This is a genomic window from Brachybacterium sp. GU-2 (assembly GCF_030866705.2).
GTDB classification, from domain to species: domain Bacteria; phylum Actinomycetota; class Actinomycetes; order Actinomycetales; family Dermabacteraceae; genus Brachybacterium; species Brachybacterium conglomeratum.
The window spans coordinates 1,958,790-1,985,139 of sequence record NZ_CP133037.2 but is presented as its reverse complement, the minus strand read 5'-3'; the positions used below and the strand labels follow the sequence as shown (position 1 = coordinate 1,985,139).

The following is a 26,350-nucleotide window of genomic DNA, read 5'->3' as shown; positions in this document are numbered from 1 at the left end:
GCCAGGGCTCAGGCCGGGGCGAGTGTCTCCTCGGGCTCGGCCGGCCCGGCGCTGACGGGGCGGGCCCCGGCATCGGCCGGCTTGCGGCGGATGAGCAGCGCGATCGCCACGTGGCCCATCACAATCAGCCACGCCTGCTCCGGCACGCGCGACATGATCCCGAGGACCTCCACCGCCGCGTCCGCGCGGAGGGAGTGACACGGCTGTATCTTCTCGAGAAATACACCGCTGTCGTTCCCGAAGTGCTCGAGAATATTCCGAATTCGGTAAAAAGATGACCCGAGAAGGGGAATCTTTCGGGTGGGGTCACTTCCCGGGATGGGTCGAGCAGGTCACTGTGGAGGTGTGCTCTCTGCGGGCGCGCAGGTCAGCGGCGTTCTCGTCGGCCAGGCGCTCCGCGACGGCCATCCCTCCCGTCCCACTGACTTCCCCGATCCGAGGAGCTCTCGATGTCCGACTCCCGCACGCCCACCCATCGCGCCCCTGGAAGGGCCGTCGCTTTCCGCGGCGTCCGCCTCGCCCCGAAGGTCGCCGCGGCCACCGGCGGCGCCGTGGTCGTCGCCGGGCTCGGGCTCGTCGGCACCGAGAGCGCCACCGCGGACGGCACCGTCTGGGACGACGTCGCCCAGTGCGAGTCCGGCGGCAACTGGTCGATCAACACCGGCAACGGCTACTACGGCGGACTGCAGTTCTCGAGCTCCACCTGGAAGGCCTTCGGCGGCGGCGAGTACGCCTCCACCGCGAACAAGGCCAGCAAGGCCGAGCAGATCGCCGTCGCCCAGCGCACCCTCGACCAGCAGGGCCCCGGCGCCTGGCCCACCTGTGGCAAGAAGGCCGGCCTCACCCGCGCCAACGGCGGCGCCGATGCGAATGCGCAGCCCGGCGGCGGCTCCGCCTCCGCCTCCCGCGACAGCGAGCGCACCAGCCCCTCCTCCGGCGCGCTCGTGGTCGATGGCAAGTTCGGCCCCGCCACCACCCGCTCCCTCCAGGGCTGGATCGGTGTGTCGCAGGACGGCTCGCTGTCCACCTCCGACATCAAGGCGCTGCAGACGAGGATCGGCGCCGGCCGCGACGGGAAGATCGGTCCCGAGACCACCGCGAAGCTTCGCGCCGCGATCGGGCTCGGCAGCAACGGCGCCCGGGACTTTCGCGCCGACGCCTCCACCGTCCGCTCGCTGCAGAGTTTCCTGAACAGCGGCGCCCCAGCCGAGGCCCCCTCCTCCGGCAGCTCCACCCCGGCGACGCCGAGCACCGGAGCCTCCCTCGTGGTCGACGGCAAGTTCGGCCCCAAGACCACCCGTGCCCTCCAGGGCTGGATCGGTGTGTCGCAGGACGGCTCGCTGTCCACCTCCGACATCAAGGCGCTGCAGACGAAGATCGGTGCCGCGCCCGACGGCAAGATCGGCGCCGAGACGACCCGCAAGCTGCGGGCCGAGATCGGCCTGAAGAGCAACGGCGTGTGGGACTTCCGCGCCAGCTACTCCACTGTGAAGGCGCTCCAGCAGTTCCTCAACGGGTGAGGCGGGCGGGCCGAGCCCGCTGTCACGCACCTCTGACGACGCGTCGGCCCAGGACGGGGCCGACGCGTCGTCCTTCGTGCGCGAGCGTCGAGCCCTTGGTGCGGCGCCGCGCTTCTCGCAGCGCAGAGCCTGACGTAAGGTATACCTGCGATCCGGACGTATTGGACATAGTGCTCGACGATGCGGCTGTCTCGACGAGGGGTGTTACAGCGACCTCCCTCGAAGGGCGGCCGGGGCGGGCAGGGTGTTCGCGACGGCAGCCGGGTGGTGTGGGAGCCCACCGCCGCGCATGGTGACGGCGGGCTGTCACAGCTTCCGGATGCTCCACGACCGGTGTCCCGAGTCCGCGGTCGAGTCCGTCCATCTCGTGCGCCGGGCCCCGTCGTCCGAGGCGCGCGGTGCGGGGCGTCGCTCGATGTGCGACGCCTCCGTCCGGCCTGGGTCGACGGTCGGTCATCTATTGGAGGTTCCACGATGAAGGAAGCAATTCCCCCCGACGGCGGGGTGGCTCTCGAGGAGCAGCCCGGGGGCGCGACGCGCCCGCCGGCGCCCCGGCGACGTCGCTGGAGGTCCGCCCGATCGGCGACGAGGAGTTTCGCGACCACGTTCGCTCCGCGGAGACGGCCAGCTATCAGCAGACACCCGAATGGTCCGCAGTCCGAGGCGGCGAGTGGGACTCCGAGCTGGTGGGCTGGTTCGACCCGCAGGGGCGCCGTGCGGCGGTCTCCGTCATCCGCTATCAGCGGCTGCCGGTGCTCGGGTACCGGCTCGCCTATCTCCCCATGGGCCCGGTCGTGGAGTGGGCCCGTGTCCCGATCGGCGAGGTGCTCGCCGCCCTGCGCCGCCACCTCGAGAGCAGGCGCGTGTTCGCCATCCGGATGTATCCGCAGCTGCGGCACCGGATTTGGACGAGCTCGACGGTGCGTCGCGCCCTCGCAGACTCCTCCCTCACCCATCTCGCGCGGGTGGAGCCCGATGCGCAGGACGTCGTCGCGGAATCCCTGGTGAACGCCCTGCGGGGTGGAGGGTGGCGTGAGCTGGGCGATGACGAGGCGGTCGAGAGCACCCAGCCGCGCTTCACCTACCAGGTGCCCCTCGCGGGGCGCTCGGAGGACGAGGTCCTCGCGGGGTTCTCCAAGGTGTGGCGCAAGAACGTCCGCAGCGCTGCTCGGCAGGGTGTCGAGGTCCGGCCGGCGGACCGGGGCGACCTGCAGGAGCTGCATCGGCTCCACGAGGAGACGGCGGCGCGGAGCGGCTTCACCGCCCAGCCTCGGTCCTACATGGAGGCGCTGTGGGACCAGTTCTCCGGGGACGGCCCGTTCCCGCTAGACGTCGACCTCGCGCGCCATGACGGCGAGGTGTTCTCGGGCAACGTCACGGTGAGCGTCGGGGGCGTGGCCTACGCCATCATCGCCGGCAACAGTTCTCATCACCGGGAGCTGCGTGCCTCCAACGCCGTCTACTGGGCCCAGATCCAGCGCTCGATCTCCCGGGGATCCGCCGCCTACGACCTCGGCGCGGTGCCTCCCTCGCTCGACGCCGACCACCCGCATGCGGGCCTGCTGCAGTTCAAGCTCGGTCTCGGGGGAGAGGTCGCAGAGGGGGTCGGCGGCTGGGACCTGGCGCTTCGCCCTGCCCTCTATGCGGCGTTCACGACCCTGCACCCGCTGTACACGGGCGCCTCGGCGGACGTGAGGCGCCGCTTCCGGCCGGGTCGGGCGGGCGGCGAGGCCTGACGCGGGGCTCGGGGCGGGTGGACGCCGTGAGCAGGTGAGATCGCCTCGCAGTGAGGGCGAGGTGATCGCGCGAGGTTGCAAAGGTTGTCCGATTTGTCCATTATGGAAGGGGGTGCCAGTTCGTGAACTGGCTATGGCGCGTCGCTTCGCGCCTCCCCCGCCCCTGCGGAGTGACGTCCGAGGTCAAGGAACCTGTGCCGCAGGGCGGTCCAACCCCTGCGTGAGGAGTTCTCCATGGTGCACTCGGCTGCTGGTGAAGGGTCGGCGCCGTCGACCCCCGCATTCGTGATCGACCGGCGCCTGCTGGATGTGCTCGTCTCCAGGTTCCGCGCCGCGCTCGACGAGCACTGGCCGGGGGCGATCCTGTCCTACTCCTTCAAGACGAACTCGCTGCCCTGGCTGATCGCCGACATGCGCCGGCGGGGGGTCTGGGCAGAGGTGGTCTCCGATGCCGAGTACGACCTCGCCCTGGCCCTCGGGTACGGCCCCGAGCGCATCGTCTTCAATGGGCCGATAAAGTCCAGGGAACGGTTGCGGTCCGCCCTCCGGGAGGGGTCGCTCATCAACCTCGACTCCCTCCGCGAGGTGACGTGGACGGCCGAGCTCGCCCGCGAGGAGCCGCATCTCCCGCTCGCGGTCGGGCTGCGGGTGAACTGGGATCTGGAGTCGCACTGCCCAGGTGAGAGCACCACGGGCGACGAGGGGAGCCGGTTCGGCTTCAACGTGGACAACGGCGCCCTAGATCGGGCGATGGAGGAGCTCGCCGAGGCGGGCGTCCGGATCGCTGGAATCCACATGCATCGCAACTCGCTCACGCAGAGCCTGGGCGTCTACCGCGCCGCGGCCACCGTGGCGGCGGACCTCATCACCTCCCGCGAGCTCGATCTCGACTGGGTGGACATCGGCGGCGGGTTCTTCGGGAGCCTCGAGGGGAGCCCGACGTTCCACGACTACGTGCGCGTGATCCGCGAGGTGCTCGAACCCGTGGTCGACGTCGACCGCACACGGCTCGTGGTCGAGCCGGGCGGCTCGGTGATCGCCGTGCCCGTCGAGTTCCATGCGAGCGTGCTCGACGTGAAGGACGTCGGCGACCGACGGCACGTCGTCACGGATGCGAGCCGCACGGACATCGATCCGCTGTTCCGCCGCCGCCGTCCCTTCGACGTGGCCACGGACTCGACCTCCGAGCGTCTCCTCCCCGAGCAGATCATCAGCGGTTTCACGTGCATGGAGGATGACCGGCTCACCCGGATGCACGATGCGCCCGAGCTCGCGGTGGGGGACCGCCTCGTCTTCGCGCGGGTCGGCGCGTACACCATGAGCTACCAGTCCTCGTTCATCGAGTTCCTCCCTGCGGTGTACGTCCGCGAGGGGGAGGAGTACACCCTGGTGCGCCGCGCCTGGGGTGTCGAGGACTATCTGCAGGGGAGCCGGTGGGAGGTCGAGGACGGCGAGCCCGGGACGGCGGGTGGGCGCACCGCGGTGCCCGCCGGGCGGAACGAGGGTGCCGGCTCCCAGGCAAGAGACGGCGCCCTGGACGCTGCCCTCACTGCATCGGAGCGATGACGGTGAAATCCTCGCGGCGGGCGGTCGAGACCCCGGTCCGGTAGGCCAGCAGAGCCGGATCGGGTTCGAGGCCCGCGGCCGAGCGGATCAGCGCTGCGGGGAGGTCCGCCCCGGCACGGTGGACGAAGGGGTAGCCGCCGCCCAGTCGCGGGTTGATGTCGATGACCTGCGGCTCCCCCTCGGCGGTCTCTCGCAGGTCCACATCGATCGCGGCCGTGGGCCGCAGCAGCTCTCCGATCGCCTCGATCGCGGGTCGGAAGAGTGCGGCGCTCACCGTCGTCGCCACGTCGGTGTCGCCTCCGCGCATCAGGTCCTTGCGGCGTGCGAGCACGCCGAGCACCTCGCCCCGCCTCTCGACGTCGAAGACGCCGTCGACTCCGTATTCGGGGCCGGGGAGGGCGTCCTGCACCACGACCGCCTCGTGGTCGTGCGCGGCCGGGAGGCCGTCGGCTCCGAGGGCCGTCCGCGCCGACTCCGCCACCGCCTCGGGGAGCTCCTCGGCGCCGACGACCCGCAGTCCCGTCGACCCGCTGCCGAACCGGTGCTTCACGACGAAGCGCGCCTCCGCGCCGGCTGAGGATCGGATGTCGTCGACGTCGGTTCCGAGCGCCGTGCGGGGGGTCGGGATGCCGCGCTCGGCGAGCGCGGTCGCCATCCGGAGCTTGTCCAGGACGATCGGCTGGCTCTCGGCGTCGAGCACGGCGACGCGGCACCCGAGTGACCGCATGTCGTCGGCGAGTCCGCCGGAGAGGACCTGCAGCTCGTAGTCGTTGAGGGACAGGAACAGATCCGGACGCTCCGCACGGCACCACTCCCGTAGCGCCGCCGGGTACTCGGGGCTGTTGTACGCCGGAGCCTGCACCGCGCGATCTGCGAGCCCGGTGCTCGGGCTCTGCATGCGGTACTCCATGGCTATGACCTCGCCACGCAGCCCGGACCAGTCCAGCGCCCGCCGGAACCATTCCACGTAGTGGGCGCGGCGTCCGGCCGAGGAGATGACGATCTTCATCAGTCCAACCTAGTGTTCGTCGTGGGGATGCCGGGGGGGCGCCGCTGCACCCGGAAGCTGCCGGCATCCTTCGGGGGCCGGGCTCCGTGAGCTCGGAGATCGTGCTGGGGCGGCCGACGGTGGTCCGGATTAGGCGGCCGTGCCGATCGGTGAGGAGCGGCGATTCGTCCGCTTTGCGTAGTCTACTATGCGGGAAGGGTCGACGCGGCCCGGAACGGCTGGACGGCGGGGGAGGCAACGTGCCGCCCTTGGAGGAGCGGGGGATGGGAGCGCGAGATGGGCGACGGTGGCGCGATGGTGATCGGCTCGGCCGGTCGTCGGCTGTATCTCGTGGACTGGTTCCGCCAGGCCTATGAAAGCCTCGGCCTCGAGGGGCGGGTGATCGTCACCGAGAACGACCCCACGAGCGCCGCGGCGGGCTACGGGGACATCGGGCGTCGTCTCCCGTGCTATGCCGATCCCGACTACGATCCGGCGCTCCTCGCGCTCGTGGACGAGCTGCGTCCGAGCCTGTTCCTCTCCGTGAACGACTACGAGCTCATGCATCTCCACGTCGCTACGGATCTCGCGGAGCAGATGCGGGAACGGGGCGTGCTCGTGCCCGGCGTGGACCGGGCCTGGCAGCTCGGCTGCGCCGACAAGCTCCGCATGGCGCAGCTGCTCGAGGGGATCGGCGTGCCCACCCCGCGCACGGTCGCCGGCGACGACGAGGCCGGCATCGCCGAGATCGCCGAGGCCTCCGACCTGCTCGTCGTGAAGCATCGTCTGGGCAGCGGCTCCTCCGGTCTCGCACTGGTGGGAGCCGACGGGGTCCGCGCCGCGGTCGACGCCGCGATCGACTCCGCGCCCGCCCCGGCCGACGGCTCCGCGCCCAGCGGGCAGGATGTCGTGGTCCAGCCCTGCCTGCCCGGCGTGGAGCACGGAGTGGACCTCGTGGCCGACCTGCGCGAGCCCGGCGCGCTGCGGGCCGTGCTCGCGCGTCGAAAGATGCGCATGCGCGCCGGCGAGACCGATAAGGCCGCCTCCGCGGATCCCGCGCCCTTCGTCGCCAATGCCGAGAGGATCGCGCGTGCCGCGCAGCTCACGGGCCTGGTCGACACCGACATGTTCCTCGCCGAGGGCCGTGAGCCTTCCGTCATCGACATCAACCCCCGCTTCGGCGGCGGCTACCCCTTCGTGCACCTGGCCGGGGCCGACGTGCCGCGCTTCTACCTCGCCCGCGCCCTCGGCCTCGAGGTCGGCGAGGAGTGGCGGGAGTACGCCCCCGGCGTCGTCTCCGCGAAGCACGAGAGCGTGCGGGTGACCTCGACCGGGCTGTGATTCCGCCCGAGGTCCGCGTGCGTCGGTGACGCGGACGCACGCCGGGTGCGAGCCGTTCCAATCCCCGGCATCTCCGCGCCGTGCAAGGCCACGAGCGCGCCGCGAAGTGCCGTTCACCGCATCGGGGGCGGCGCTTGGTGCGGTCCGCCTCTCCGTCGGCCCGGGCCCTCCGGATGAGGTGTTCGCCCGCTTCCCGGACCTTCGCTTCCACTCCGGGCGAACTGGATGTATGGTACGAACCGTCTCAAGACGGGCAAAACGGACATCGCGACAACGCCGCAGGTCTGGGGCCCGCACCACCGGAAGAGGGGTCGCCATGTCCATCATCTCCCTGAACGCCGTCCTGCGCCCCGCAGCTCCTGGCCCGCGTCGGAGCGAGAAGACCGGACAAACGCTCCGGGGCGCCGAGAGGAAGGAGATCCTCGACCGGGATCTCCATCCCGCGCCGATCGCGTTCATCGTGATCGACTCCGTGATGTGGTTCCTCGGCCTCTGGGCGGCCTCTGCGCTGCGCCTCGAGACCCTAGCCCTCACCGCCGACCTCACCCTCGACGGGAGCGGCACCCCTCTGGTCGGCCTGCTCCTGCTCACCGCGATCGCCGTCGCCGTATACACCCTGCTCGGGCGTGCGGTGCGCCTGCACCAGGGGCGGCATCTCGTGGGCAGCTTTGACGAGATGCCGCCGCTGGCGGGGGTGGTCGCCGCCACCGCCGTGATGGTCACCGCGACCAACGCCGTGTGGCCGGAACGGATGCTGCCGATGACCGCACCTGTCATCGCCGCCCCCCTCGTCATCGTCGCCGTCGCGTCCGTGCGCTACCTCGTGCGCCTGCTCGCCGTGCGCGCCCTCCGCGCCCTGCGCGAGGCCGAGGTGCAGCCCTCGCGCGCGCTGATCGTGGGCGCCGGCGACGTCGGCCGAGCGCTCGCCGACTCGATGCAGCGCGACCCCTCCTCCACCTGGGACCCCGTCGGCTACCTCGAAGACGACCCGCGCAAGCGCCACTTCCGCCATGCCGGGGTCAGCGTCGTCGGGAGCATCGACCAGCTGCACTACGCCCTCGAGCGCACCGGTGCGGACATCCTCGTCATCGCCACCTCCCACATCTCGGCCGACACCATGGGCACGCTCACCGCCGCGGCGTCGGAGCTGGATCTCCCGGTGAAGATCGTCCCGCCGCTGAACGAGATGATCGACGGGGTCCACCACGCCGACCTGCGCGAGATCCAGCCGGCCGACCTCCTCGGCCGCCGCCAGGTCGACACGGACCTGTCGACCATCAACTCCCTACTGCGCGGGAAGTCCGTCCTGGTCACGGGGGCCGGCGGCTCCATCGGCTCGGAGCTCTGCCGTCAGATCTCGAAGTCCGGGCCCAAGGAGCTCGTGATGCTGGACCGCGACGAGTCGGCCCTGCACGCCCTGCTGCTGACCATGGGCGGCACCGCCGACCTCGGCAACGGCAACATGGAGCTCGCCGACATTCGCGACGCCGCCCGGCTCGATGCGGTGTTCGCCCGCCATAAGCCCGACATCGTCTTCCACGCGGCGGCGCTCAAGCACGTGAACATGCTCGAGAAGTCCCCCGACGAGGCCTTCAAGACCAACGTGCTCGGCACCCACAACGTGCTCGAGGCTTCCCACCGCCACGGCGTGGAGCGCTTCGTGAACATCTCCACGGACAAGGCCGCGGACCCGCACAACGTGCTCGGCTACTCCAAGCGCATCGCCGAGGGGCTCACCGCCCACAAGGGCCGCACCGCCGGTCACGGCACCTGGCTGAGCGTCCGCTTCGGCAACGTGCTCGCCACCCGCGGCTCCGTGATCCACACCTTCATCGCGCAGATCGAGCAGGGCGGTCCGGTCACCGTCACCGACCCCGAGGTCACCCGCTTCTTCATGACCGTCTCCGAGGCCGTGCAGCTCGTGCTGCAGGCCGCGGTGGTGGGGGAGAGCGGTGGCGCGCTCGTGCTCGACATGGGCCGGCCCGTCCCGATCGTACAGCTCGCCCAGCAGCTCATCGACGCCTCAGGCAAGGAGGTCGAGATCGTCTTCTCGGGCCTCCGTCCCGGCGAGAAGCTCCACGAGGACCTGTTCGCCCCCGGGGAGGATTCCCGACAGACCTCGCACCCGCTGATCCGGGGCGTGCCGGTCGTGCCCGTCTCCTACGAGGAGCTGCCCGACCCGCGCTCGCTGCTCAGCGACGCCCAGATCCGAGACGTCCTGACCACCGTGTGCGAGGCGATGGAGGCCACCCGGCCCCCCGTCGTCCGCGCCCCGATCGCAGTGGGGTTCTGAACCATGGCTCGCATCCTCATGTCCGGCCCTGACGTCACCGCTCTCGAGCGCGCCGCCGTCGCCGACGCCTTCGACTCCGGCTGGATCGCTCCGCTCGGCCCCGCCGTCGACGCCTTCGAGGCCTCGATGGCGGAGCGGATCGGCCGACGCCACACCGTCGCCCTCTCCTCCGGCACGGGCGCCCTCCATCTGGGGCTGCTGGCCTGGGGCGTCGGACCCGGCGACGTGGTCCCCACCTCGACCATGACCTTCGCCGCGACCGCGAACGCGATCAGCTACACCGGCGCGACGCCGTACTTCATCGACTCCGACCCGGTCACCGGGCAGATGGATCCCGATCTCCTCGCCCAGGTCCTCGAGGAGCTGGGGGAGGAGGGGACCTCCGTCCCCGCGGTCGTGCCCGTGGATCTACTGGGCCGCAGCGCGGATCACACCCGCATCGTCGAGATCGCCCACCGCGCCGGTGCGAAGGTGCTGGTGGACTCCGCCGAGTCCCTCGGCGCCCACCATGGCGGACTGCCTGCCGGGAAGCACGGCGACGCCGCTATCTTCTCCTTCAACGGCAACAAGATCATGACCACCTCCGGTGGCGGCATGTACCTCACGGACGACGAGGCCGTCGCCTGCCGCGTCCGCCACCTCGCCACCCAGGCGAGGGAGCCCGCGGTGCACTACGAGCACCGCGACATCGGCTTCAACTACCGCCTCTCGAACCTCCTGGCCGCGATGGGCAACGCCCAGCTGACGCGGCTCGACGAGATGATCGCTCGTCGTCGCGCCCGCCGCGAAGCCTACGCCCGGATCGCCGAGGACGTGCCCGGCGTGGAGGTGTTCCAGCGGGCCGGCGACGAGCAGGACAACTGCTGGCTCACCGCGCTGGTGGTCGACCCCGAGGTCGCGGGCATCGACGCGTCCTCCCTGTCCGCCGCCCTCACAGCGGCCGGGATCGAGAGCCGACCGCTGTGGAATCCGATGCACCTCCAGCCCGTCTTCGCGGGCGTCCCCGCCGCGGTCAACGGCGCCTCCGAGCGCCTTTTCCGCACCGGCCTCACCCTGCCCAGCGGCTCCGCGCTGACTGCGGAGGAATGCGGGATCATCGACTACACGCTCAGCGCCGCCCTCGGCCGCCGCCTGCTCTTCCCGCCGTTGACGAAGGCCGCGGCGTGACGCAGGTCGAGGCCCCGGAACGGTGGCGCAGGGCTCGGAAGACCGCGAGGCCCATCCAGCACTTCACCCCGATCCGCCTATCCCCGGAGCAGCGGAGCTATCTGCGCCGACGCCGACGAGCGGATGTCGTCCTCGGCGGCCTCGGCCTCGCGGTCTCCGCCCTGCCGATGCTCATGATCTCGGCCGGCGTGCTGGCGACGATGGGCCGCCCCATCCTGTTCACTCAGGAGCGGGTGACGCAGGACGGCCGCGTGTTCCGGCTGCGGAAGTTCCGCTCGATGCTCGCCGCCGCCTCGGACGGCTCCGACAGCGATGCCGCGCGCCTGGTCCCCTTCGGCAGGCTGCTGAGGGCGACGAGCCTGGACGAGCTTCCGAGCCTGTGGAACGTGGTGTGCGGGGACATGAGCCTCGTCGGCCCCCGCCCGCTGCCCATCACCTACCTTGGCCGTTACAGCGCCGATCAGTTCGCGCGGCACACCGTCTCCGCGGGGCTGACCGGTTACGCCCAGGTCCATGGTCGCAATGCCGTGGCCTGGGACGACCGGCTCGCCATGGACCAGGAGTACGTGCGACGGATCGGGCTCGACCTGGATCTGAGGATTCTGATGGACACCGTCAGCGCAGTGCTGAGCCGTCATGGCGTGACCGACGAGGGCGGGGTGTCCATGGCGGTCTTCCCCGGCCCGCAGTCCACGACGGACCTCGAGATGGTCGGTCCCGACTCCGATGGCGCCTGGGCCTGCCGCGACCGCGAGGGCCGCGTAGTCCTCGAGGGCGACGCGCTGCTTCTCGAGCCGGGGCTGGTCCGGCTGCAGATCAGCGAGGGGCCCGGCGCCGCCGAGGTGGAGGGGGAGCTCCTGGACGAGGCGCTGCTGCTCCTGGCGAGCCGCCTGCGCAAGGAGCTCGACGCCGAGTGGGCGTTCCTCGCGCGGGGCACGGATCCCGGACCCGCGCTGGCGGACGCACTTGCCCGCAGCGGCTACGTCGTCCCCGGTTCTTCCGTCAGATTTCCGGTCGCCTCGCCTCCTCCGTCGGTCCCCGACGGCGGGCAGTCACTGATCGCCTACCTCGGTCTGCCCGAGCGGCGTTTCCTGCACCCACACCCGATGGCGATCGGCTCGACGCGGTGAGCCGCGCGGAGTCCGTGAGCACAACATAGACAAAACGGACATTTCCACCCACAATAGAGGTGGGTCGCCACGCGTGCGTGCCCATGGACGGGGACGAAGGGGAGACGTGATGACGACAGCGAGCACGGGGTCGCAGGCGCCGACGGAACGGCGCGCGGCCCCGGTGATCGGCCTGCTGACCTCCGTCGGGGGGACGTTGGATGCGTTCTTCGTGGAGATCGCTCGCCGTTGGCGCGAGAGCGGCGCCGTCGTCGAGCCCGCCGCGGGGACGCCGTCCGCGGAGCACCCCTCTGCGACCGTGCTCACGGCGGTGACCCGTTCTCCTTCGCCGAGGAACCATCGCGCGATGCGCGAGCTGCGCGAGTGGGTGCGAGAGAAGCGCATCGAGATCGTGGTGACCAACACGGCCACGGCGTCGGCGCTCGTGCGGCTGGCGGACGTGGGCGTCCCCGTCGTCTACTTCTGCCACGGCCTGCACTGGAACGGCCGCCGCGCGGCGGATCTTCCGTTCCGCTCGGTCGAGCGGCTGCTGCTGCATCGCACCGATGCCGTCGTCTGCATGAACTCGGCCGACGAGGCCTGGTTCGCCGCCCACGCACCGCAGACGCCGCGGCTGCGTCTGCTCGCCGGCGTCGGCCTCGACCTCACGACTTATCCGCGCCGTCCGCGCCGTGCCTGGGACGAGGGGGCGGAGCCGCTTCGGCTGGTGTGGTGCGGTGAGTACTCGGAACGCAAGAACCCGGCGGCCATGGTGGAGCTCGCCCACGTGCTGCGGGACCGGGGCGTGGACCTCCGGGTCGACATGCTCGGCGACGGCGCCCTGATCGGCACCGACGCCGTGACCAGTCCGGTCGACGGACTCGTCAGGCACCGGGGACGCAGCGACGTGGTCCCGTGGTTCGACCGCTCGCACGTCCTGGTCCAGACCTCGCGCTGGGAGGGGCTCCCTCGCGTGGGCCTCGAGGCGATCGCGATGGGCCTGCCGGCAGTCGGATTCGACGTGAAGGGCGTCCGCGACCTGCCGGCGGTCTCCGTCGCTCCCGAGGGCGACGTCGATGTGCTTGCCGATGTTGTCCTCGCCGTCGCCCGCGGGCGCGGGGCCGAACTGCCGCCTCCCTCGTCCCTGTCCTCGGAGCATGCGGCGGACGAGCTACTCGACTTCCTGGACTCGGTCCTCAGCGGTGACTACCGACGAGGGCGGATCTATGCGGCTTGACGCCCGAACCGATCCTGACGCACCAGCCGGGATGTGCGGAGTCCCCCGAGCCTTCGCATCCGCCGCCACCCGACCCCGCATGAAAGGAATCCCATGGAACCCCGACAGTTTCTGACCATCCTCAAGGAGCGGTGGCGGTCAGCGCTGCTCGGCGGCCTCGTGGTGCTCGCCGCGGTCGTCGCGGCGACGGCGGTCCAGACCCCGATGTACGAATCCACCACCCGAACCTTCGTGCAGCCTCAGGCCGGGGCCTCGGTGGACGAGCTGAACACCGGGATCGTCCTCGCCGGTCAGCAGATCGCCAGCTACTCCGATCTCGTCACGACGCCCCTGGTCCTGGATCCCGTGATCGAGGAGCTCGGGCTCTCCACGACATCGGACGAGCTCGCCAGGCGGGTCACCGCCACGGTGCGGCCGGACACCCTGATCATCGAGATCAAGGCCAAGGACGAGGATCCGGCAGTGGCGGCCGCGCTCGCCGACGCCACGGCCGCCAGCCTCGGCACCAGCCTGGAGAGTCTGGGCTCGTCCTCGGGGACGCCGGCGATCGGCTTGACGGTCGTCTCGCCGGCGGTCGAGTCGACCTCTCCGGCCTCTCCGTCCATCCTGATGAACACGGCGATCGGGCTGGTCCTCGCGCTGGCCACCGCCGTGACGATCGCTCTCCTCCGCGACCATTTCGACAATCGCGTACGCCGAGTCGAGGACGTGGAGAAGGCGGTGGACCACCCCGTGATCGCCTCGGTGCCCGCCATCCGCGATGCGCAGAGCGCGCCGCTCGTCTCAACCCTGAGTTACGAGGGGCCGCAGTCGGAGGCGTACCGGAGCCTCCGCACGAACCTGCAGTTCATGGCGTGCACCGCGGAGGGCCGGACCCTTCTGATCACCTCGGCGCTGCCGAGCGAGGGCAAGTCGAGCACGGCGATCAATCTCGCCGCCGTCTTCTCGCAGGCCGGCAAGCGCGTCCTCCTGATCGACGCCGACCTGCGCCGCCCTTCGGTGGCGGCGTACACGGGACTCGAAGGCAGTGCGGGGCTGACCACGGTGCTCGCGGGCGACGCGGACCTCATGGACGTCGTCCAGCCGATGCAGGCCGGCGGCCTCGACGTGCTGACCTCGGGCGTTGTCCCCCCGAACCCCAGCGAGCTGTTGGCCAGCTCGCGGATGGGCGAGCTCCTCGCCGAGGCGGAGTCCCGGTACGACCACGTCATCCTGGACACGTCGCCGCTGCTCGCGGTCACCGATCCGGTCGTCCTCGCCCCTCGCGTCGGCGGCACCGTGGTGGTGGCCCGCAGCGATCGCACCCGCCGCTCGCAGCTCGAGGTCGCGATCGACCGCCTCTCCGCGGTGGGTGCCCCGGTGCTCGGCATCGTGCTCAACCGCGTCCATCTCGGGCGCACCGAGAGCTACGACTACGAGTACACGTCGACGCCTCCCGCGGCGCCGACGCACCGAGGCAGGGCGTCGGCGTCGAAGAGCGCATGGGTGCAGACCCCGCGCCTCGACGAGGGAGCGGCTCGGGTCGCACGCCGGTACGAGCCTGCGGTAGAAGCACGCTGACAGTGTCCAGGATCCTGGTGGTCTGCACGGGGAACATCTGCCGTTCCCCCGTCGGCGAGGCCGTGCTGAGGCAGTCCCTCCCCGACAGATTCCGCATCTCGAGCGCCGGCACCCAAGCGGTCGTCGGCGCCCCGGCGGCGCCCGAGGCCGTCCGCTTCGTGCGGCAGGAGGTCGATGTCGCCCTGGACCATGTCGGTCGACAGCTGTCGACCGAGCAGGTCGAGGACGCCGACCTCGTCCTCACCATGACGCTCGAGCAGCGGGCGTGGGTCGCGCGGCTGTCACCTCGGGCCGTGCGACGCACCTTCACGCTCCGGGAGCTGGCGCTGGTCCTGGGGCATCCGGGGCTGACCGCGAGCCGTGGGACCCTCCGCGATCTCGCTCTCGAAGCCTCGATGTTCCGATTCCAGGCGGGCGTCGAAGCGGCGGAGCTGGACATCGAAGATCCGTACGGCCGATCTCCTCGTGACTACGAGAAGGCCTTCCGCGAGGTGCTCGTCGCCGGTCGGATGATCGCGGTCGTCCTGGAAGGCCGTGCCGCGGGAAGCGGGCCGGCGCACCCGGCCCCACCCGCAAGGCGATCCCCTTCAGGGCCTCGGGAGGGCCGACCTCCGGGACCCTGCCTCCCTGACCTGTCCGCATCCACCGCGCCATCCGGCCCGCACCCGACCACCCCGACCCGCATCGAGGACGGAGCTCCTGACCATGAACGCCACGCCCGCCCAGCCCGTGCACCTGGTCTCGGCCTATGGGCCGACAGCTGGGTCCACGCGCGTGCGCCTGCACGACTGGGCACGGCATCTGGGCCTCAAGACGACCGTCCACGAGCATCTCGGTCTCTCCTCGTCCAGGCCGTCCACCCTTCTGCGGCGCCCGTTCGCCCTCGCCGGCGCCGAGCTGGCCACCCGTCGTGCCGCGGAGCAGGTCGACGGCGGCACCGTGGTCCTCTCGCGGTCCGCCACGCCGTTCTCCCGCGGCGAGGTGGAGGAGCGCATCCTCCGTCGGGCCTCGCGTGCCGTCTACGACGTCGATGACGCCATCCATCTGCCCGTTCACGGGTTAATGTCCCGTGCCTTCCCGAAGCCGCTGGTGTTCGCGCGCGCCGCCCTCGCCGCCGATGTCGTCCTCGCCGGCAACGAGTTCCTCGCCGACGCCGCGTCCCAGTACGCGGCGGACGTCCGGATCATCCCCTCCTGCGTGGAGGTCGAGGACTACGTCCACCGCTCCTCGCGCCCCGCGGCCGATGTCCCTCGCCTCGTCTGGATCGGGTCGCGGTTCACGGAGCGATACCTCACCTCGATCGCCGCTGCCATCGACTCCGCGTGCCGGCGGACCGGCAGCAGCCTCCTGGTGATCAGCAACGGCAGCGGACCCGTCGAGGGTCTCGATCCGGCCCTGCACGAGCGCCAGGATTGGGACGCCGGGCGGTTCACGGAGCAACTGGTCCTCGGCGACGTCGGCATCATGCCTCTCGTGGACAGCGACTGGGAGCGGGGGAAGTGCTCCTACAAGCTCCTCCAGTACGGCGCCGCCGAGCTGCCGGTCGTCGGCAGCCCGGTCGGGATGAACGAGAGTGTGCTGCGGGACCTCGGAGGGGCGGCCCCGACCAGCCTCGACGAGTGGGAGGACGCCCTCGTCGCGGCGCTCGGCTCCTCGCCGGAGGAGCGGGCGGCGGCCGGTGCCCGGGCGATGCGCGCGGTGCAGGAGGGCTACTCCTTCGCGGCGCATGCCGACGCGTGGGTCCGCGCTGTCGGCCTCCCCGCCTCCGAGGTGATCGCGTGATCCGCGCCCAGCGATCGCTCGAGGCGGAGTGGCGGGCCCGGGAGGGGCTCAGCCTCCTCGACCAGGTGAGCGGGGTGCTCAAGACGGCATGTCTGATCTACGTGCTGTGGCTCCCGGTGTCCCGGGGCGACGTGCTCTACCCGGTGCTCGCCCTGCTCGCCGCGGTTTCCGCGTTCGACGTGCTGAGGACGCCCCCGCGCCTCGAGCGGAGCTTCGTGCTCGGGGTCTCGACGCTGATCGGGGTGATCGCCCTCGGCCTCATGGTCGGTGCCGTGCGTGACGTCCCGGGCACCGTGCACCAGGCGATCGTGTGGCTCGGGAGCATGACGATCTGGGGTCTGTGGGCGCTGAGCCTCCGACGAGCGCAGCTGAAGCTCGTCTTCCACGCCATCGTCTTCGTGGTCGGGCTCAACTCCCTGCTCATGGTGGTGTACATCGGGGGCGAGCTGGGGTATCTGCCCGCGGTGATCCCCGAGGCCGTCATGGAGGGTCAGGGTGCGGGGATCGGCACGGATCCCACCGGTGCGACGGCCATCCGCTTCCACAGCCTGTCGACCCTCGCCGCCGGCGTCCCCCTGCTGGTCGCTATGGCGGTCTCGCCGCGCAACGAACTCTTCCCGTCCCGCTGGGTGCTGGCCGTGTGTGCGGTGCTGGCGATGGTGGCCGTCACGCTCTCAGGGCGCCGTGCGATCCTCGCCGTCGCGCTCCTGGCCCCGGTGATCTATGCGGTCCTCGAGGTGAGGTTCCGACGCATCCCCTGGGGACGGGTGGCGACCCATCGCGCCACCGTGCCCACCCTGCTGTCCGCCGCCGGGGTGGTCGCCCTCGCGCTCACGCTCTCCGGAAGCCTTCGGGCCCGACTGCGCCAGCTCTGGGCAGACACCGTGGCGAGCTACCTCGGGATCGGATCGGTGGACGTTGTGGCCGGGTCCGACAACCGTGACCGGGTCGAGCAGACCGGGCACCTGCTGGCTGCCTGGGTGGACCGCCCGCTGTTCGGCCACGGGATCGGGGCCGTGGTGAAGGACGGCTACTACCGCTCGCAGGAGCGCCCCTGGATGTTTGAGCTCCAGTACCACCTGTGGCTGTTCAACGCGGGGATCGTGGGCGTGGCGATCGGCGCGGCCGCGCTGCTGCTTCTGGCACGCTCGGTGCGTCGGACGGCACGCGTCGTCGACGCCGCCACGCGGGGGGCGCTCGCCACGTCGGCGACAGCCGCCCTCTGCCTTCTCATCGCGAACGCCACCAACCCGTACCTGCAGGCCGTCGGCCACTGGTGGGGGGTGACGCTGGTGTTCGGCATCGCCGTCGCCGCCTGGAACTCCCGACCGCCCGAGGGCGCCGGGCCGCAGGGCCGTCCGGAGGCGGGAACCATCCCGCTCGACGCCGAGGGCGCTGGTGTCGTGCGCCGGGCCGTGCGACCGGTGGCGCCATGAGCATCCGTCGCCTCTTCCCCTACCTCGCGACCGCCGCGAACGCGCTCTCCGTCGCCCTCCCTCAGGTCCTCGGCCTCGTGTATCTGGGGCCCGCCGACTACGGCAGCTACTCGCTGCTGTATCTCGGCTACGCCCTCTCCAGCTCGATGGTGCTCTCCGTGGTCTGCGAGGCGTGGGCCCGTCGCGGCGCAGCGGGCTCCCCGGCGGACTACCTGCGGACCGGGAGCCTCCTCGCACTCGTGTTCGCGCTGCTCACCGCTGGGACCGGGCTGGTCACCGGTGTCCATCCGGCTGCGGCGTCGATGGCGGGACTTGCCGTCCTCCTCGCCACGACCTGGACCAACGGGCGATATCTGCTGACGGCGCAGGGGGCGTGGAGGCGACTCCTCCTCGGGGATGCCACAGGGCTGGGGGTGGCGGGGGTGTTCATCGGCGCGACCGTCCTCCTGGCCGAGGTGGACCTGATGGGAGTGCTGACCTTCTGGGCCGTGAGCGCTGCCGGGGCGGTCCTCGTCACCGGTACCCTCGCCGTGCCCTCGATCGCGGCCGGTCGGCGATGGGTGTCGGACCACCGTCGGCAGATCGGGACGCTCCTCGCCGACTCGTCCCTTCTGGACGCGAGCTCGATCGGGGTCCCGTTCCTCCTGTACCCGCTGCTGGGGGCGGCGTCCTTCGGCAAGTACCGGGCGATCTCGAGCGCCGCCTTCCCCATCCGCCTGGTGCTAGCGGCCGTGCGACCGGTGCTCGTGAGGCTTCCGGTCGAGACGTTCCGGCGTGTGCGGGTGCAGCTCCTCCTGGTGTCCGCCAGCGCCGTACTCGGCGGGATGGCGGCGATCTGCGTGTGGTTCGTCGCGCGGGAGCTCCCTGGCCTGGGGACCATCGCGGCGATCGGGGAGTATGCCTCGCACGTCGGCGTTTTCATCATGGTCACCACGTTGAGCACGGCCGTCTACCTGTTCTGCCGGATCAGGAGCTCGGCGAGAGTCCTCCTGACGGGCCGAGTGCTGCAGACGGTCGTGATGGTCGCGGCACCCCTCACCGGGTTCGTCGTCGGTGGCGAGGGGGGGGCGGTGGCCGGCTTCGTCGTCGGAGCGGCGCTCACGGCAGTCGTCTGGTACGGGGCTCTCGCGCGGACCCGGCCCGCGACCGATGTCGACGTCGACGCCGATGCGACGGGCTCCCCGCGACCAGGGGCGCCGACGCTCCTTCCCGTTCCCGAGCAGGGCTGACGGAGATCCTGGGTAGTCCTCTCGGAGGTCGCCGACGGCCATCGTGCCCGCGGACTCCGTGGTCCCGCACACCCTTTCCAATTACGGGCAAATCGGACATACTGACCTCATGAGAGGGATCATCCTTGCCGGGGGAACCGGGACACGCCTTCACCCGCTGACCATCGGGGTGTCGAAGCAGCTCATGCCTGTGCACGACAAGCCGATGATCTACTACCCGCTCAGCACGCTGATGCTGGCGGGGATCAGGGACATCCTGATCATCACGACCCCGGAGGACAAGGCGGCCTTCCAGCGCGTGCTCGGCTACGGCGACCGGTTCGGCGTGCACCTCGAGTACACGGTGCAGCCGTCCCCGGACGGGCTCGCCCAGGCCTTCCTCCTCGGTGAGGAGTTCCTCGACGGCGGCCCCGCGGCGCTCGTCCTCGGCGACAACCTGTTCTACGGGCAGGGCATGGGCGCCCAGCTGCGCCGCTATCAGGACTTCGACGGCGCCGCGGTGTTCGGCTACTGGGTCAGCGATCCCCGCGCCTACGGCGTCGTGGAGATGGACGAGAACGGGCGGGCCGTCTCTCTCGAGGAGAAGCCGGAGCATCCGCGCTCCAACCTCGCCGTGCCGGGGCTCTACTTCTACGACGACACCGTCGTGGAGAGGGCCAGGGCCCTCACCCCGTCGGCCCGCGGCGAGCTCGAGATCACCGATCTGAACCGCACCTACCTCGAGGACGGCTCGCTGCACGTCGAGGTGCTCACGCGAGGCACCGCCTGGCTGGACACCGGCACGTTCGACGACCTCGCCGCCGCGGGGGAGTTCATCCGCACGGTCCAGCAGCGACAGGGCCTGTCGATCGGCGCTCCCGAGGAGGTCGCCTGGCGCATGGGCTACCTCAGCGACGACGAGCTGCGTGAGCGGGCGCTCCCGCTGGTCAAGTCCGGGTACGGCAAGTACCTGCTGGACGCGCTCGAGCGGGAGATCCTGGACAGGCCGGTGCAGCTCACCCCGTCCGCCTCGGCGCTGAAGGCCACGGCATGACCCGCCGCCTCCTGGTGACGGGCGGCGCGGGGTTCATCGGCTCCGCCTTCGTCCACCACGTGCTCGCACGCACCGATGACACGGTCACCGTCCTCGACGCGTTCACCTATGCGGGGCACCGCTCCTCCCTCGCCGATCTGCCCTCCGAGCGCTGCCGCGTCGTCGTCGGCGACGTGGCGGACGCCGAGGTGGTGGACGGCCTGGTCCGGCAGAGCGATGCGGTGGTCCACTTCGCGGCCGAGTCGCACAACGACAACTCGCTGAGCGATCCCTCGCCGTTCATCCGGACGAACCTCCTGGGCACCTTCACCCTGCTGGAGGCCGTGCGCCGCCATGACGTGCGCTTTCATCACATCTCGACCGACGAGGTCTACGGGGATCTCGCACTGGACGATCCGCAGCGCTTCACCGAGACCACCCCGTACAGCCCCTCGAGCCCCTACTCGGCGAGCAAGGCCGGCAGCGACCTGCTGGTGCGTGCGTGGGTCCGCTCCTTCGGGGTGCGGGCGACGCTCTCGAACTGCAGCAACAACTACGGACCGCGTCAGCACGTCGAGAAGTTCATCCCCCGCCAGATCACCAACCTCCTCGACGGGATCCGGCCCCGCCTCTACGGCGCGGGGACGAACGTGCGCGACTGGATCCACGCCGACGACCACTCCAGCGCCGTGCTGCGGATCCTCGATGCCGGCGAGATCGGGCGCACCTATCTCATCGGCGCCGACGGGGAGCAGAGCAACAAGGAGGTCGTCGAGATCCTCCTCCAGCTGATGGGGCGGCCCGCGGACGAGTACGACCACGTCACCGATCGTGCGGGCCACGACCTGCGGTACGCGATCGATGCGGGTCCGCTGCGCGAGGAGCTCGGCTGGGAGCCGCGCTTCCGAGACTTCGAGGCCGGCCTCGCCGCGACCGTCGAGTGGTACCGGGAGAACGAGGGCTGGTGGCGTCCGCAGAAGGCCGCCACCGAGGCCAAGTACCAGCTCGCAGGACAGTGACGGCGCGGTGGTGAGCACGGCGCGGATCCGTGCCACCCTGTCCCGATGACCTCCCTCCCCGCCGGCCTTCCCGCCGACAGTCACGTCCACAGCGAGTTCTCCTGGGACACCGGCGGCCCCGCCTCCGCGGCGCGCGGCACGATGCGCGCGACCTGCGAGCGGGCCGCGGCGATCGGGCTGCCTGGGCTGTTCTTCACCGAGCACCTCGACCTCGAGGACGCCTGGGTGACCGACCCCGAGGACTTCGCCGACCACGAACAGCATCTCGTGGGCCCGGACGGCGTCGTCGCGGTGCCGCGCTTCGACGTCGAGGGGTATCTCGAGGAGATCGATCGCTGCCGCGCAACCTTCCCGGAGCTCGCCATCGGGACGGGCCTCGAGTTCGGCCAGCCCGGGCTGCGCACCGAGGCCGCCCGCGCGCAGCTGGACCTCTCCGCCTTCGACCGGATCATCGGCTCGCTCCACACCCTCGAGCTCGAGGGGCAGCGCGCCGAGCCGAACACGATGTTCCGCCGCCTCCCGGCCGACGAGGTGATCCGCCGGTACCTCGCCGAGGTCCCGGCGGTGGTCGCGGCCGACGGGCCGCACGAGGTCGTCACCCATCTCGACTATGCGGTGCGCTACTGGCCCGAGGAGGTCGAGGGCCCCTTCGACCCGCGGCGCTTCGAGGAGCAGCTGCGCGGCGCGATGCGGGCGATCGCCGAGAGCGGCCGCGCGCTCGAGATCAACACCCGCCGCCTGCGCCCCTGGATCCCGCAGTGGTGGGCCGAGGAGGGCGGGCAGGCGATCAGCTTCGGCAGCGACTCCCACACCCCGCTAGCCCTCGCCGCGAACTTCCCCGAGGCGACGGCGCTGGCGGACTGGGCCGGCTTCCGCCCCGGCCGCGACCCGCGCGATCTCTGGCGGCGCTGACCCTGGGTCACCTCCGGGGCCGCTGGGACCGTGATGGCGTCGAGGGCCGCTGACCTCGATGCGACCGCGGCCCGTCGTGGCGGCCCGTCGCCGGCTTCGCCCTCTCCTGGCGTGCACCGTATCCTCGACGCGTCGGTCCACACCCCGGACCGTCGGCCGTCCCGGCGCCGAACCCACCCCGTCCCGCTCGCTCGACGCGCCACGCACAGCTCCCGCGCGGAGCAGGACGAGGAGGTCTGATGCGCGCACTGCGCAAGGTCGCGCCCGGCGCGGGCCTGGAGTGGACGACGGTCGACGAGCCCGGCTGCGGGCCCTGGGATGTGAAGGTGCGTGTGCTGCGCACCGGGATCTGCGGCACCGACCTGCACCTCCTCGCCTGGGACTCGTCCGCTGAGGCGATGTGTGACTCGGTCCCCTTCACCCCCGGCCACGAGTTCTACGGCGAGATCGCCGAGGTCGGCTCCGAGGTCGACGACGTGCGCATCGGCGACCGCGTCTCCGGCGAGGGCCACGTGGTGTGCGGGACCTGCCGCAACTGCCGCGCCGGCCGACGCCAGATGTGCAACCGCGTGCGCTCCGTGGGCGTGCAGCGCGACGGCGCCTTCGCCGAGTACGTCACCGTCCCGCACGAGAACGTGTGGGTGCACGAGCACGACGGCGGTCAGGAGCTGATCAGCCCCGAGCTCGGCGCGGCCTTCGACCCGCTGGGCAACGCCGTCCACACCGCACTGAAGTTCCCCCTGGTGGGCGAGGACGTGCTGATCACCGGCGCCGGCCCGATCGGGCAGATGGCCGCGGCCGTCGCCCGCCACGCCGGCGCCCGCTACATTACGATCACCGACATCTCCCCGGAGCGGCTCGCGATGGCGGAGGACTGCGGCGCCGACGTGGTCCTGGACGTCTCCACCACCCGCGTGCTCGACGCCCAGCGCCGGCTCGGCATGCGCGAGGGCTTCGACGTGGGCCTGGAGATCACCGGCCAGGCCCGCGCCCTGCAGGAGATGATCGAGAACATGAACCACGGCGGGAAGATCGCGCTGCTGGGTCTGCCCTCGCGGCAGTTCGAGATCGACTGGACCGCGGTCGTCACCCGCATGCTCACCCTCCAGGGCATCTACGGCCGCGAGATGTACGAGACCTGGAACGCGATGTCCGCGATGCTCTCCACCTCCCGCACCCTGCGCACCGCGATCGAGCGCACCATCACCCACGTGCTGCCCGCCGCCGACTGGGAGGACGGCTTCGCCCTCGCCCGCGAGGGGAAGGCCGGCAAGGTGCTCCTGGACTGGAGCGACGTCGGCGACTGACCTCGGCCGGTCGTCGGCCCCGCAGCCCCCGCGCCGGCCCATGCCTCCGTCGCCCCCACCCCGTCGCACTATTCGGCGCTCCCTGCGTGACCTCAACTCCCATACGCCGCTGAGGTCACGCACAGGACGCAGAATTGTGCACCCCACCCCCACCCCGCGACCTCACCCCAGCCCCGCTCCCGACCCGAAGGACCCACACCCATGTACACCGACCTCAAGGACCAGCTGACCGCCGAGCTCGCCGAGATCGAGCAGGCCGGCACCTTCAAGCACGAGCGCGTCATCTCCACCGCGCAGTCCGGCCGCATCACCGCCGGACCCGTCGGCCGCGACGGCGCCGAGGTGCTGAACTTCTGCGCGAACAACTACCTCGGCCTGGCTGACGACGAGCGGCTGATCGCCTCCGCGAAGCGCGCCCTGGACGAGCGCGGCTTCGGCATGGCCTCGGTGCGCTTCATCTGCGGCACCCAGGACCTGCACCTCCAGCTCGAGCAGGCCGTCTCCGCCTTCCTCGGCACCGAGGACACGATCCTGTTCTCCTCCTGCTTCGACGCGAACGGCGCCGTCTTCGAGCCGCTGTTCGGCACGGAGGACGCGATCATCTCCGACGCCCTGAACCACGCCTCACTCATCGACGGGATCCGCCTGTCCAAGGCCGCCCGCTTCCGCTACGCCAACGCCGACCTCGACGACCTGCGCACCCAGCTCGAGGCCGCCGGCGCGCTGCACGACGGCAAGGGCGCGAGGCGCACCGTGATCGTCACCGACGGCGTGTTCTCGATGGACGGCTACCTCGCCCCGCTGCCCGGCATCTGCGACCTCGCCGACGAGTTCGGTGCGCTGGTCATGGTCGATGACTCCCACGCCGTCGGCTTCATGGGCGCCACCGGCGCCGGCACCCCCGAGCACTTCGGCGTCTCCGACCGCGTGGACATCTACACGGGCACCTTCGGCAAGGCGCTCGGCGGGGCGAGCGGCGGCTACGTCTCCGGCAGGCGCGAGATCGTCGCGATGCTGCGCCAGAAGGGCCGCCCGTACCTGTTCTCCAACTCGCTGGCCCCCTCGATCACCGCTGCGACGCTCACCGCGCTCGAGCTCGTCGAGGGCAGCGCCGAGCTGCGCGCGACCCTGTTCCGCAACGCCGAGCTGTTCCGCGCCCGGATGGGCGAGGAGGGCTTCGAGCTGCTGGACGGCGAGCACGCGATCGTGCCGGTCATGTTCGGGGATGCCGCGCTCGCCGCCCGGATCGCCGACGCGATGCTGGACCAGGGCGTGTACGTCACCGCGTTCTCCTACCCGGTGGTGCCGAAGGGGCGGGCGCGCATCCGCGTGCAGCTCTCCGCCGCGCACACCGAGGCGGACATCGAGGCTGCGGTGCGTGCGTTCGTCGCCGCCCGCGAGGCCGTGCAGGCCGGCTGACGACGGCAGGCCGGCGGCCCCGAGCCGGCGGTTCGCGCTCGGCCGCGGACGTCCGGCCGGGTGGGGCGAATGAAACTGCGCTCCCTTCGTGACCTCAGCCCGTATATGGCGTTGAGGTCACGCAGGGAGCGCAGAATTATGCGCGGCCCGGCCGGGGTGGCGTCTCGTCATCCCAGCCGCATCCAGTCGTCGGTGCGCACGCGCAGGCCGAGGCTGATCGCGCGCAGCACCATGAAGAAGAAGTTGCAGGCCAGCCACAGCAGCGCGAGCCCCAGCGGGCCGCCCGGTGCCCACAGCGCCACCGCGATCGCGCCGGGCAGGATCAGCACCGCGATGAGCGAGCCGACCTTCGCCAGGTAGGGCGCATCCCCGGCGCCCATCAGCACGCCGTCGAGCACGAACACGTAGCCGGCGATCGGCTGGGTGATCACCAGCACCCACAGCGCCGCGCGCAGACTCTCCTGCACAGCGACATCGGGCGTGAACAGCTCGGGCACCACGTAGCTGGCCGCGAGCAGCAGCACGGCGACGACCGCGCCGCCGCCCACGCCCCACACCATCAGCCGCCGCGTCACGGCGTGGACGGTGCGCGGGTCCGAGGCGCCGAGATACCGCCCGGTCAGCGCCTGTCCCGCGATCGCGAGGGAGTCCAGCGCGAGGGACAGCACCGTGAACACCGTGGTGGTGAGCTGGTGCGCGGCCAGCTGCACGTCGCCGAGCCCGGTGGCGACCACCGTCGAGGCGATCACCACCACCCGCAGCGACAGGGTGCGCACGAACATCGGCACGGCGTCGCGGCCCACGGCGACGAGGTTCGCCGGCTGCAGCCCGAGCCCGATCCCCTCGCGACGGGCGCGACGGACGATCACCGCCAGCAGCACCAGCGCCATGCCCCACTGGGCGATGACGGTGCCGATCGCGGAGCCGGCGATCCCGAGGCCGACGCCGAAGATGAGCAGCGCGTTCAGCGGGATGTTCACGATCGCGCCGCCGACGGCGACCACCAGCGGCAGCGTCGCGTCCTGCAGCCCGCGCACCAGACCCGTCGCGGCCTGCACGGCGAGCATGGCGGGCAGGCCGAGGGCGCTGATGCGCAGGTAGATCGTCGCCTCGGCGAGCACCTCGGGGGAGGGGCCGAACAGGGCCAGCAGCGCCTCCCCGGCCACCAGCAGCACGAGCGCCGCGGCGGCGCCGACGAGCAGCGCGAGCCAGCAGGCGTCGATCCCGCGGGAGATCGCCTCGCGGCGTCGGCCGGCGCCGAAGGAGCGGGCGACCGCGGCGGTGGTGGAGTAGGCGAGGAACACGGCCAGGCCCACGACGGTGGTGAGCACGGTCGAGGCGAGGCCCAGGCCCGCGAGCGACGTCGTCGAGACGCGGGCGATGAACGCGGAGTCGGCGAGGACGAACAGCGGCTCGGCCACGAGCGCGCCGAGGCTCGGGATCGCCAGGCGCAGGATGTCGCGGTCGACGGTGCGCCGCGCCCGCTCCTCGCGCGGCTCTGCGATCGGCGCTTCACGCGGCTCGACCGTCGGCTCCTCTCGGTCTCCGCCCGTCGGCCCGGAGGGTCCGCCGTCCCTCAGCTCGTAGGGCTCGTCGGGAGAAGGGGAAGGGGTGGGCACCCCACCATTGTGCGACGAGCACCCGACCATCGTCGGTGCCGGGGTCACAGGTGCGCGTGAGACAGTTCCTGCGGAGCACTCCGCCCTGCGCCCCGGCG

20 protein-coding genes and 1 pseudogene are annotated in these 26,350 nt (G+C 71.4%); 18 read left to right on the top strand and 3 right to left on the bottom strand.

Annotated features, from left to right (window positions below; all coding sequences use genetic code 11):
* Nucleotides 1-8: 8 nt before the first annotated feature.
* Nucleotides 9-155, bottom strand: coding sequence for a hypothetical protein (locus RBL05_RS09055; RefSeq protein WP_308739786.1), 147 nt, complete (start codon nucleotides 153-155; stop codon nucleotides 9-11).
* Between the two features lie 294 nt (nucleotides 156-449).
* On the opposite strand from RBL05_RS09055, the gene RBL05_RS09050 reads away from it, so the two are divergent.
* The 3 genes from RBL05_RS09050 (at nucleotide 450) to RBL05_RS09040 (ending at nucleotide 4,822) form a co-directional block, all read left to right on the top strand.
* Complete coding sequence (locus RBL05_RS09050; protein WP_308739787.1) at nucleotides 450-1,520, top strand: transglycosylase family protein; 1,071 nt, start codon at nucleotides 450-452, stop codon at nucleotides 1,518-1,520.
* 398 nt (nucleotides 1,521-1,918) lie between these two features.
* Nucleotides 1,919-3,256 carry a lipid II:glycine glycyltransferase FemX gene (locus RBL05_RS09045; RefSeq protein ID WP_318603576.1) on the top strand — a complete coding sequence of 446 codons (1,338 nt, stop codon included), beginning with the start codon at nucleotides 1,919-1,921 and terminating at the stop codon, nucleotides 3,254-3,256.
* A gap of 234 nt (nucleotides 3,257-3,490) precedes the next feature.
* Complete coding sequence (locus RBL05_RS09040; RefSeq protein WP_308739788.1) at nucleotides 3,491-4,822, top strand: hypothetical protein; 1,332 nt, start codon at nucleotides 3,491-3,493, stop codon at nucleotides 4,820-4,822.
* Here the strand turns inward: RBL05_RS09040 and RBL05_RS09035 are convergent.
* Nucleotides 4,803-5,831: an ATP-grasp domain-containing protein gene (locus tag RBL05_RS09035; protein ID WP_263311960.1), complete on the bottom strand. Its 1,029-nt coding sequence runs from the start codon at nucleotides 5,829-5,831 to the stop codon at nucleotides 4,803-4,805. The two genes, RBL05_RS09040 and RBL05_RS09035, sit on opposite strands and share 20 nt — an antisense overlap.
* Before the next feature lie 276 nt (nucleotides 5,832-6,107).
* Here RBL05_RS09035 and RBL05_RS09030 point away from each other — a divergent pair, with 276 nt between their 5' ends.
* From RBL05_RS09030 to RBL05_RS08965, 15 genes and pseudogenes are all read left to right on the top strand, one after another.
* Entirely contained in the window at nucleotides 6,108-7,151 is a 1,044-nt protein-coding gene (locus tag RBL05_RS09030) for an ATP-grasp domain-containing protein (protein ID WP_263311961.1), read from the top strand.
* Nucleotides 7,152-7,467: 316 nt separating this feature from the next.
* On the top strand, nucleotides 7,468-9,444 hold the full coding sequence (locus RBL05_RS09025) for a nucleoside-diphosphate sugar epimerase/dehydratase (RefSeq protein WP_263311962.1): 1,977 nt from the start codon (nucleotides 7,468-7,470) through the stop codon (nucleotides 9,442-9,444).
* A gap of 3 nt (nucleotides 9,445-9,447) precedes the next feature.
* Complete coding sequence (locus tag RBL05_RS09020) at nucleotides 9,448-10,611, top strand: DegT/DnrJ/EryC1/StrS family aminotransferase (RefSeq protein ID WP_308739789.1); 1,164 nt, start codon at nucleotides 9,448-9,450, stop codon at nucleotides 10,609-10,611.
* Complete coding sequence (locus RBL05_RS09015; protein ID WP_263311964.1) at nucleotides 10,608-11,741, top strand: sugar transferase; 1,134 nt, start codon at nucleotides 10,608-10,610, stop codon at nucleotides 11,739-11,741. The genes RBL05_RS09020 and RBL05_RS09015 overlap by 4 nt, the downstream gene beginning before the upstream one ends.
* Before the next feature lie 109 nt (nucleotides 11,742-11,850).
* Nucleotides 11,851-12,957: a glycosyltransferase gene (locus RBL05_RS09010; RefSeq protein ID WP_263311965.1), complete on the top strand. Its 1,107-nt coding sequence runs from the start codon at nucleotides 11,851-11,853 to the stop codon at nucleotides 12,955-12,957.
* Between the two features lie 33 nt (nucleotides 12,958-12,990).
* A complete protein-coding gene (locus RBL05_RS09005) occupies nucleotides 12,991-14,517 on the top strand; it encodes a polysaccharide biosynthesis tyrosine autokinase (RefSeq protein ID WP_308739790.1) in 1,527 nt (508 codons plus the stop codon).
* A pseudogene (locus RBL05_RS16930) lies at nucleotides 14,439-14,777 on the top strand (hypothetical protein); the annotation flags it as partial. The gene RBL05_RS09005 and the pseudogene RBL05_RS16930, both read left to right, overlap by 79 nt.
* A gap of 445 nt (nucleotides 14,778-15,222) precedes the next feature.
* Nucleotides 15,223-16,299: a hypothetical protein gene (locus tag RBL05_RS09000; protein ID WP_263311968.1), complete on the top strand. Its 1,077-nt coding sequence runs from the start codon at nucleotides 15,223-15,225 to the stop codon at nucleotides 16,297-16,299.
* A complete protein-coding gene (locus RBL05_RS08995) occupies nucleotides 16,296-17,735 on the top strand; it encodes a hypothetical protein (RefSeq protein ID WP_263311969.1) in 1,440 nt (479 codons plus the stop codon). The genes RBL05_RS09000 and RBL05_RS08995 overlap by 4 nt, the downstream gene beginning before the upstream one ends.
* A complete protein-coding gene (locus RBL05_RS08990) occupies nucleotides 17,732-18,964 on the top strand; it encodes a hypothetical protein (RefSeq protein ID WP_263311970.1) in 1,233 nt (410 codons plus the stop codon). The genes RBL05_RS08995 and RBL05_RS08990 overlap by 4 nt, the downstream gene beginning before the upstream one ends.
* Before the next feature lie 109 nt (nucleotides 18,965-19,073).
* Nucleotides 19,074-19,997 (top strand): glucose-1-phosphate thymidylyltransferase RfbA, encoded by a 924-nt coding sequence (gene rfbA, locus RBL05_RS08985; RefSeq protein ID WP_263311971.1) that lies wholly within the window; start codon nucleotides 19,074-19,076, stop codon nucleotides 19,995-19,997.
* Complete coding sequence (gene rfbB, locus RBL05_RS08980) at nucleotides 19,994-20,995, top strand: dTDP-glucose 4,6-dehydratase (protein WP_263311972.1); 1,002 nt, start codon at nucleotides 19,994-19,996, stop codon at nucleotides 20,993-20,995. The genes rfbA and rfbB overlap by 4 nt, the downstream gene beginning before the upstream one ends.
* 45 nt (nucleotides 20,996-21,040) lie before the next feature.
* A complete protein-coding gene (locus RBL05_RS08975; protein ID WP_263311973.1) occupies nucleotides 21,041-21,907 on the top strand; it encodes a PHP domain-containing protein in 867 nt (288 codons plus the stop codon).
* Between the two features lie 239 nt (nucleotides 21,908-22,146).
* Complete coding sequence (gene tdh / locus RBL05_RS08970) at nucleotides 22,147-23,214, top strand: L-threonine 3-dehydrogenase (protein WP_308739792.1); 1,068 nt, start codon at nucleotides 22,147-22,149, stop codon at nucleotides 23,212-23,214.
* Between the two features lie 201 nt (nucleotides 23,215-23,415).
* Nucleotides 23,416-24,633, top strand: a complete 1,218-nt coding sequence (locus RBL05_RS08965) for a glycine C-acetyltransferase (RefSeq protein WP_308739793.1) — start codon at nucleotides 23,416-23,418, stop codon at nucleotides 24,631-24,633.
* A gap of 167 nt (nucleotides 24,634-24,800) precedes the next feature.
* On the opposite strand, the gene RBL05_RS08960 is transcribed toward RBL05_RS08965, so the two are convergent.
* A complete protein-coding gene (locus RBL05_RS08960; RefSeq protein WP_308739794.1) occupies nucleotides 24,801-26,252 on the bottom strand; it encodes an MATE family efflux transporter in 1,452 nt (483 codons plus the stop codon).
* Nucleotides 26,253-26,350: the final 98 nt, after the last annotated feature.